Source organism: Chloroflexus sp. MS-G, assembly GCF_000735195.1.
Classification (GTDB): domain Bacteria; phylum Chloroflexota; class Chloroflexia; order Chloroflexales; family Chloroflexaceae; genus Chloroflexus.
Map to the genome: position 1 here is coordinate 1 of NZ_JPIM01000146.1, position 9,283 is coordinate 9,283.

A 9,283-nucleotide genomic window follows, 5' to 3' on the forward strand; every position below is an offset into this window, starting at 1 on the left:
GCACCCAGGGATTCATATTGACAAATCGGCAGCTTCGGCGTATAGTAATGTGGCCTGTTGGCAACGGTTAAGGCGTGTTTGAAGTCATCCTAAATTGTCCTTCACTCAGCAAGAGTGAGGCAGGTGTAGGTGGCAATCTATCAGGGTGTTTTTCGATCACGCTCGTAGACGCGATGAGGAACGGAACCGCTATGGATAGTAGTCATTCTCGTCAGCGGCACAGCATGGTGATGACAACCAATACACACACCGGCCTCATCGGGTCTTCGTGCCGGTTTGTATAGACGATGAGTCTACTATAGACTCCCCGGTGAGGCGTAGCTCACCGGATTGTTTTTGTGTCTGTATTGACTGTCTTCACCCCCTGTGCCGCTGCCAAGATGCACAGGGGGTGAATAGTGACCACATTCCCAACTCCCCATCTCGATGAGGTTCAAGCACTGATCGCTGAACAGCGCTGGCTCGACCTGCGTGAGCAACTTTCGCGCTGGCCAGCACCAGAAATCGCCGACCTGCTGCGCGAACTTTCGACTGCCGAACGCATGCTCGTGTTTCGCGTCTTGCCCCGTACTCTGGCCGGTGAAGTCTTTTCGTATCTTGAGCACGATGATCAGTACGAGTTGCTGACCAGTCTGAGCCAGGAAGAGACCAGGCTGCTCCTTGCTAATCTTAGCCCTGATGATCGCACGCAGTTGTTCGAGGAGTTACCTGGTCAAGTTACGCAGAAGCTGCTCAACCTGCTCAGTCCACACGACTTGAAAGAGGCTCGCCAGTTGCTCGGCTATCCTGAAGAGAGTGTCGGGCGTTTGATGACCCCGGACTATGTGGCCGTTCGTCCAAACTGGACGATTGCAAAGGCGCTTGAGCACATTCGGGCGCGAGGACGGGATAGCGAGACGATTGACGTTATCTATGTCACCGATGAGAAGTGGCACCTGCTCGACGCGATTGAATTGCGCCGGTTCATTCTGGCCGAACCAACTCAGACCGTGCGTAGTCTGATGGACGAGAGCTATGTGGTGTTGTCGGCGTTTGATGATCGTGAACGGGCTGTTGAAGCGTTGCGCCGCTATAGCCTGCCGGCCTTGCCGGTTGTCGATTCAGATGGGGTATTAGTGGGAATTGTAACCTTCGACGATCTGATCGATGTCGCTGAAGAAGAGGTGACTGAGGACTTTCACCGGAGCGCAGCCATTGAGCCGCTCCGTGGTAGTTATCTGGAAACACCGATCCTCGAACTGGTGCAGAAGCGGGTACCCTGGTTGGTAGCGCTCGTCTTTGTCAATGTCTTTTCGGGTGCAACCATCGCTGCGTTTGAAGAGACCATCGCTGCTGTGGTCTCACTGGTCTTTTTTCTGCCATTGCTGATCGGAAGTGCGGGGAATGCCGGTTTACAATCGGCAACGCTCACAGTACGCGCTCTGGCAACCGGCGACATAGAGTCAGGAGACTGAGACTGGTGGCGTCTGTTGGCGAAAGAATTGTTGGTCGCCTTCCTATTGGGAAGTGCAATGGCACTGGCTGTCGGTGTTTTGGGCATTATTCGTGTGGGCTGGCAGGTTGCCGGTGTTGTCTCGCTGACGATGCTGGTACTGGTCTTGATGGGAAGTCTGATCGGGATGTCACTCCCATTTCTGCTGCGACGGCTAGGGCTTGATCCGGCAACTGCAAGCGGCCCGTTGGTGACATCGCTGTCGGATATTGTCGGCGTATTGATCTATTTTTCGCTGGCAACCTGGTTACTTGGCATCGGAATGGATTAAACGATAAGCACGCCTATGTTCAAACCTCGCACATTTACGCCGGATGTCCCAGTACGACCGTTGCTGACGCGCGCTGACCTCTGGTTGTTGCTGACCATCATCGGTCTACTGGCATTGGTGGTCGGAATTGCCGAACGCGCACCGGCAACCGTACAGGGGCCGGAGATCAGTCTGTCACTCAGTGCATTACCGTTCTACGCGATTCGTTCGGTCGGGCGTATGGCAATTGCCTATGCGCTGTCGTTCTTGTTTACGATGGTCTATGGCTATATTGCGGCCTATAACGCACGTGCCGAACGAATATTGATCCCTTTGCTTGATGTCTTGCAAAGTGTCCCGATCCTCTCCTTCTTACCGGTGGTGTTGCTTGGCCTGAGTGCAATTTTACCCGAGGCGTGGGCAGTCGAATTGACAGCCATTGTCCTCATTTTTACCAGTCAGGTCTGGAATATGACCTTTGCCTGGTATCAGTCATTGACAACGATCCCGCGTGAGTTGCGCGAAGCGAGCAGCATCTTCCGCTTTTCACGCTGGCAGCGTTTTACGACGCTTGAATTTCCGTTCGGTGCGCTCGCGCTCGTCTGGAACAGTATGATGAGTTGGGCCGGTGGTTGGTTTTTCCTGATAGCAGCCGAAATCTTTACCCTTGGCGAGCGTGATTTTCGCTTACCGGGCTTGGGGGCGTTTTTACAAACGGCTGCTGATGCCGGTGATCTCAACAGCATCGTCTGGGGATTGTTGACCCTCATTGTGGTGATCGTGCTGCTTGATCAGCTCATCTGGCGACCACTGCTCGTCTGGGCCGGTCAATTTCGGATCGAGTTGGTTGAACGCGATGATGAAAACCGGTCGTGGTTGTACGATCTACTGAGCGGCTCAAAGCTGGCAGCCTGGTTTGGTCACGTGATCGGTCGTCTCAACGATACCCTGCTCGTCTGGTTTGGTCGCCGACCGGCTGCCGATCCATATCTGAGTGGCACAGAGAAATCTTCACCAATAGAATGGCTTGCGTTTGTGCTCAGCGTTGTGCTGATCGGATGGGGTGTTTTTAGCGGTGGCCAACTGTTGCTCAGGGTACCGTTAGAACAGTGGGCAATGATTGCCCTGAGTGTCGGGGCAACGATGCTGCGCGTGGTGATGGCAATGATCCTGGCATTGCTCTGGACGGTACCGGTTGGTGTGTTGATCGGCACCCGTCCCGCAGTTGCTGCCGTGTTACAACCGGTTATCCAGATTGCCGCTTCGATCCCGGCCACAGCACTCTTTCCAGTGCTTGTTCTGGTCTTCCTGACCGTTCCCGGCGGGTTGAATATCGCTGCGGTGTTGTTGATGTTGCTAGGAACACAATGGTACATTCTGTTTAACGTGATTGCTGGTGCTTCGGCTATTCCGCAAGATTTGCGCTTCACGACGGAACTTTTGCAGTTGCGCGGCTGGGAACGGTGGCAAACGCTCATCTTACCGGCTCTTTTTCCGTCGCTTGTTACCGGTCTGATTACGGCCAGTGGTGGGGCCTGGAACGCCAGTATTGTGGCGGAATACGTTGTGTTTAATCAGCAAACGTACCAGACGATCGGTATTGGAGCGCAGATTGCCGCAGCGACCGAGGCAGGCGATTTCGCCGGTTTGTTTGCTGCAACCCTCGTGATGGTTATTGTTGTCGTGGCAATTAATCGGCTCTTTTGGCGTCGGCTCTATCGTCTGGCCGAAACACGGTATCGCATGGAATAGTTCAACGGAGAGATCGTATGCAGCAGAAACAAACCAGGCCGCTGGTTGAGCTTTTAGGAGTGACGCAACGGTATGGGCGCGGTGAGCGCCAGTTCACCGCCATCCAGGATGTGAATCTGGTCATTTCTGAAGGCGAGTTCGTTGCCCTCCTCGGCCCTTCAGGATGCGGCAAGAGCACGTTGTTACGGATTATTACGGGGTTGAATCGGCCAACTGAAGGTTTGGTGCGCTACCGCGGCAAGACGCTAAACGGTGTGAATCCGTATGCAACGATTGTTTTCCAAACCTTCGCCCTCTTTCCGTGGTTGACCGTCGAGGAAAATGTTGCCGTCGCCCTCCGTGCACGAGGATTTTCCCGCGACGAAGCGCGAAAACGTGCGGTCGAGTTGATCGATCTGGTCGGGCTAGATGGCTTCGAGCAGGCGTATCCCCGTGAGCTTTCTGGTGGTATGCGCCAGAAAGTTGGGATCGCACGGGCATTAGCTGTTGATCCCGAACTGCTCTGCCTCGATGAACCATTTAGCGCGCTTGACGTGTTGAGCGCCGAGACCCTCCGCGGCGAGGTATTGGAGTTGTGGACCGGAGGGAGTCTGAAGATTCGCGCTGTCTTGATGGTCAGTCATAATATCGAAGAGGCGGTCTTCATGGCCGACCGAATTGTCGTTATGGATAAGAACCCAGGACGGATTATCGCCGAGGTACCGGTGAATCTTCCGCATCCGCGTGACCGAAAATCGGATGCATTTGCGGCGATTGTCTCACGGGTTTACGCAGTATTGGCCGGGCAGACTCAGCCGGAGGCGATTGAGTACGGTACCGAGCCAGGGCAAAATGGCCAAACTCGCTTGCTACCACCTGCATCGGTGACGGCCCTTGCCGGTTTGCTTGAGCAGGCAAATGCCACTGAATATGAACGTGATCCGATTGTGCAGTTGCAAGACGAGCTAGGGTTAGACCTCGATCAGCTTTTGCCGTTGATCGAGGCGGCTGAATTGCTCGGTTTTGCCCGCATCGAGAACGGAAATCTCATTCTCACCCCACTCGGTGAGGCGTTTGCCGAGGCGAGTATTCAAGCCCGTAAAGAAATCTTTGCTTCGCGCTTACGCCGGCTTCCCTTCTTCCGCTGGATGTTACGTATGATCGCGGCTGCCGATAATCAATCACTTCGTTGGGAAGTGTTGTTAACGGCCTTAGAGCCAGAATTTCCACCTGAAGTCGCTGAACGTCAGCTCGATATTGCGCTGGAATGGGGACGCTACGCCGAACTTTTTGCCTACGATGATGCCGAAGGTCGCTTCTTCCTGGAAACGCCGGTAGCGACGGCGTAGTGCCGGGTTGCGCGTATCTGCCGCTGGTAACGCGAGGGATCAGGGGGACGTACTCCATATTCTCCCCACCTGCACGTGCAGTACCCGCCGGTCATTCTGCCGGGGGTCTTCAGCAGCCGGAATCCAGGCCGGACCGGTGAGATGAAGCAGGAGTGTGCCGCCAGGAGCGGGTGGTAATATGTTTGGATCGAGCGTAACCTGCACAGTTGTCGGTTGCTCGGTGAGCTGGAAACATCCCAACTCAACGTGAGGGGTGCTGGTCGTTGGCCAGAGCGTCTCTTCTACCTGAGCGCTGACACAGAGGGTTGCCTGCCCAAGATGAGACGGGCGGCGACCGCCAGCCGCTTCGATAAACATGGTTTGGGGCGCGGTGGGATGTCGCCAAGCCAGCCGGATGATCGCTTCGCCGTTGCTCCAACTATATTGGTACCCACTGCTGTCCTGTTCGGGGCGATAAAAACCACTCACCTGCGCGGCAAAGGTTGTTGGAGAGAAAGGCGGAGCGATGGTACCTAGGAGCGGCTCGGCCAGGGGGTCGAGCCGATAGATGGTAAAGGGGAGCACGAGGCGTGAGACGTTCTGCGGTTTCTGATCGGTCAATTGCTCGAATTCGGCCAGATCGAGCGATACGTTGTCAATCGGTGTAAGCCGAAAGCCGGGTAAGGCCAGATTACCGCCACTCGCACTGAGCATCAGATACACAGTGCGACCGTTGGCTTGCCAGCGCTTTACCTGTTCGGCCAGCAAAACGGCATATGGTGCGGTCGCCACGCTTTTCACGGTGAACGCATTGATGCCGTGCACGAAGCGGAGTGGCGTTGCCAGCAAGTCGGGCACATCACGCGCATCGCTGTAGACCGGTGCGCCACCGCGTAAGAGCACGATGTCGCGTTCGGGTGTGAAATGATCGGCAACGGCAGCTACCTGTTGCAGCGCTCCGGCGTATTCAGTATGGGCAAAGTAGTAACGTCCCGTCCACCCCAGAAACAGTATCAGCAACCCGGCTAGCCCGGCTGCCAACCCCTGCCGCCAGCGACGAGCAGTAGGCCGCAGACGCCAGGCGCCGGCCAGGGCTGCCAGTGCATACGCGGCACTCAGGGCGAAGATCGGATACACAATGGGAACAAAGCGGCGCAGAATATAGATGTAGGTCTGCTCCGAGGTACCGTAAGTCTGTCGCAAGTAAAAGAAACTGCCCAGGAAGCCAACAGTAAGCATGAGCCAACTGGCCGCATTCAGATCACGCCGCCACCAGAGGGCAAAGCCGATGGCAGCCAGCACAACTCCGAGCGGTGAGAGGTACCAGCCGACACGCACCAGACCGGCCAGCGGGATCAGTTCTTTGGGCTGTACCGGAGCAGGTTCGCTGGTGAACGTGCTGGGGTCGGCCATCAGGCGTTGCCACCAGGTCATGGTGCTGTATTCCCGGTAGTACAGCACCAGCGGCAGCCGGATCGGTGCCCCCACGTATCCCTGAATCCGCAGCCAATTGAGAGTCTGGTTTGAAAATGGCCCTTGCCATGGCCCGCGCGTGGCAGCCAATTCAGCTCGCAGGGTCGTTGTAGCGGCCAGGTCAGGTACTGCCTCCCAGGTACGTCCTTGCAAAACAACTCCAGCCTGCAAGCGGGCTTCGGTCGGTGTCATCACGCCCCGCCGCACGTCGCCGGCTACCAGCTCCGGATCACGGGTCAACGGATCATTCCAGCCACCACGAGTATTGAAGAGTAGATCGGCATCGATGATCTGGGGCCGCACGAAATACGCCCATCCACTGAGTAGCAGGAGGCCGATAGCAATAGCCCGCTGCCAGCCTAACCGATGAGCGACAACCCAGTTTTCAAGCGGCAGAGTCCAGCGTCGAGCGCGGATCACCAGCATTGCTACCAGCACTATTCCCAGCAATGCCAGTTCGATCCAAATCCGCCAGGGATCGTCAAGCGAACTGAACTTCGAGTTGAAGTAGGAATCACGTACCGCCAGCGTGAGGAACGGCAGCGCAATCAATGAAGTCAGAGCGAAGTCTTGAAAGCGGGCAAAGCCGGTGTCGAAAAAATAGGCGCGGGCGATAAAGATGATGTGCAGCGTTGCGTGTATCAGCATGCCTGCCATGCCTAGTGCGAGGGCCGTCTGCTCACGCTGCCAGCGTCGGCTAAGCCAGCAATACGCCAGGTAGAGTACCGCTGGCGCCAGTAAGAAGAAGTCAATGCGGGTGAGCGCAACCTGACCGAAGGCAATTCCGGCCAGCGCTGCGTAGGTGATCCGTGCTGGAGCCGGAAGCGTGCGGTCATTGCCTTTCGCAAACAGATACAATCCGCCCCAGGTCAGGCATTGGGCTGTCGTCTCAGCAGTTGAGTAGCGGGCAAACCAGACTTGTACTGCGTTCAGGCCGAGCAATACCATGCCAAGCCAGCCCACCCACGGCCCGGCCAGACGACGACCGATCATGCCGACACTCCACACGCCGAGGATGCCGAGCAGACCGGTGGCAAACAGTCCGAACAATGGGCCACCAGCAGCGGTCAGCAAGCCGATCCAGGCCGGAAAGAGGTGAAAGCCCTGGGGGACGATGCGGCCTTGCGCCAGATCACCTTCGTTGATAAGAAACCCGGCGGCACGCAATCGGGTGGCGATGTAGCGATCACGTGCCTGCCCGATCATCAGATTACTGATCGCCTGCGCTGCCGCTTCCCGAATCGTCGGCTCTGCCGACTGAACCGCCTGTCCCAATTCGGCAACTACCGCATCAAATTGCACAATACTGCCGGTGCGGGCCATGGCAAAGCCGGTTACGGCATAGACGCCTGCGTCACGTACTCCCAGGATAACTTCAAAGGGACGGGCAACCAGGAGGGTGAGGATAAGCAACGTTGGCAGCCAGATCAGCGCGGTACGGGTCGGCAAGAGCACCTTTGCACGACGAGTGTGGCGCCATCCCCACCAGAAAAGTACACCACTAACGATGAGGGTTAGCCCCAGATGTAACCAGAGCGAAAAGATCCCCAGACTTCCCAACGTCAGGGCCAGCCAGCCGCTCCAGAGCGCGCTGATCAGACAACGTTCAAAATGGCATTCAAGACCATCATCACAGCCAAACGCAGGTACGGCAGTGGTTAACGCCCACCCTGGGGCATAGATAAACAACGGTAAAAGCAGAATCCCGACAATGATCTGTTCCATATACGATATCCGGCAATCGGCGCCGGGCGCGATTATAGCACACTGTCGGAGATCTGCGGCGAGTGTTCACAGGCTATGACCGCCAAGCTACTGCCACAAAATTGCCAGGATCACGGCAATCACACAGCCAATACCGAGCAGAAACGTTATCTGGGCCACTCGCAGCAATGTGGCTTTCCGCCCTTGTAACTGACGATACACCCGCGCCATATCGGTCACATTATCGTGTTGATAGGTCATCCGTCGCGGTACCAGCACCAGCATAGCGGCAATCAGCGAGGCAAAAAAGACACAGACTCCAGCACTCCCAACCCAGCGCACGACACCGTTTTGCAGGTATGCTGGCTGATCGTTCAACGCCAGCACGGCAAACAGGACACCGTACAACCCGCTTACCAACTGAATAATCGTTTGCGCACCGGTTTCCAGCCGGTCAACATTCCCGCGCTCCTGAGCGGCAAACCATTCGCGCAACTCACGCTCTTCAGATGTCTCGGGGCCTGCGATCCGCATCCTGTCCCTCACTTCTTGACCACAATCCGCATCCGCTCGTCACAGTACCGATTTTTGCAACGGACACTAAAGATGATTTCTTCATCCGTCTCTTCAGCGCGGTAGATAACCCGTTGACCACGCTGCAACAACTCATCGCGGGTCCAGATATTGAGGTGTTTGCATTTCGGGCATTCGTAGCGCACGCTGTCGTTCATGACACTTCTCCTGATCGCCCCCTCCCAACTTCCCCTGCTGGACCTTACTCCATCACCTGCCGCATCAGACCGCGATATGGCTCAGCGAGCGCATCGAGGTCAACCGGCGCACCGGCTAGCCAGCCGGCCAGTGTGCGCAACGTTGCTGCTGCTGCCAGCCATAGTGAACCGGCAGCTTCACCCGCAGCGGCCAGGTCTGCGGCCTGTTCTAACACTACGGCCAGCGCCTTGCGTTCAGCATCGGCATCTGCCCGACCCAACAGCGCCGCCGCGCCGATCAGGAGCGGTGCAACCTGAAGTAGCACCTGCGCCTCGGCGCGCTGCGTCGGTGGCAATTGCTCAAGCAATGCTGCCAGCGCCGTTGTCGCTTCCTCAATCTGGGGGGAACCCTCAACCCCCTGCGTCGGCGCCGCTGCCTAGCGACGCATCGCTTCCATCTGCTGAATAATCTCAGCCACCTTTGCCGCATCAGGCTGCGCTCCCATTGCCTGAAGCAGGCGCAGGCTCTCGCGGGCATTGCACAGCGCCTGATCGTGTTCGCCGCGCATAAACTGAACCTGTGCCATCATGACCA

The 9,283-nt window shown here is 56.7% G+C and carries 6 protein-coding genes and 1 pseudogene; 3 read left to right on the forward strand and 4 right to left on the reverse strand.

Features of this window, described 5'->3' with window-relative positions; all coding sequences use genetic code 11:
* Positions 1 to 398: 398 nt before the first annotated feature.
* The 3 genes and pseudogenes from mgtE to JE47_RS0118195 all read left to right on the forward strand — a co-directional run bounded on the left by mgtE (position 399) and on the right by JE47_RS0118195 (position 4,822).
* Positions 399 to 1,763, forward strand: a pseudogene (gene mgtE, locus JE47_RS20725) (magnesium transporter).
* 15 nt (positions 1,764 to 1,778) lie between these two features.
* Positions 1,779 to 3,494, forward strand: a complete 1,716-nt coding sequence (locus JE47_RS0118190; protein WP_031461119.1) for an ABC transporter permease — start codon at positions 1,779 to 1,781, stop codon at positions 3,492 to 3,494.
* A gap of 17 nt (positions 3,495 to 3,511) precedes the next feature.
* Positions 3,512 to 4,822 carry an ABC transporter ATP-binding protein gene (locus tag JE47_RS0118195; protein WP_031461120.1) on the forward strand — a complete coding sequence of 437 codons (1,311 nt, stop codon included), beginning with the start codon at positions 3,512 to 3,514 and terminating at the stop codon, positions 4,820 to 4,822.
* A 39-nt stretch (positions 4,823 to 4,861) separates the two neighbouring features.
* Here the strand turns inward: JE47_RS0118195 and JE47_RS0118200 are convergent, their stop codons facing one another.
* The 4 genes from JE47_RS0118200 to JE47_RS0118215 form a co-directional block, all read right to left on the reverse strand.
* Positions 4,862 to 7,999: a glycosyltransferase family 39 protein gene (locus tag JE47_RS0118200; protein WP_031461121.1), complete on the reverse strand. Its 3,138-nt coding sequence runs from the start codon at positions 7,997 to 7,999 to the stop codon at positions 4,862 to 4,864.
* 87 nt (positions 8,000 to 8,086) lie between these two features.
* Positions 8,087 to 8,512 (reverse strand): hypothetical protein, encoded by a 426-nt coding sequence (locus tag JE47_RS0118205; RefSeq protein ID WP_031461122.1) that lies wholly within the window; start codon positions 8,510 to 8,512, stop codon positions 8,087 to 8,089.
* 8 nt (positions 8,513 to 8,520) lie between these two features.
* On the reverse strand, positions 8,521 to 8,709 hold the full coding sequence (locus JE47_RS0118210) for a hypothetical protein (RefSeq protein ID WP_031461123.1): 189 nt from the start codon (positions 8,707 to 8,709) through the stop codon (positions 8,521 to 8,523).
* Positions 8,710 to 8,753: 44 nt separating this feature from the next.
* Positions 8,754 to 9,056 (reverse strand): hypothetical protein, encoded by a 303-nt coding sequence (locus JE47_RS0118215; protein ID WP_031461124.1) that lies wholly within the window; start codon positions 9,054 to 9,056, stop codon positions 8,754 to 8,756.
* Positions 9,057 to 9,283: the final 227 nt, after the last annotated feature.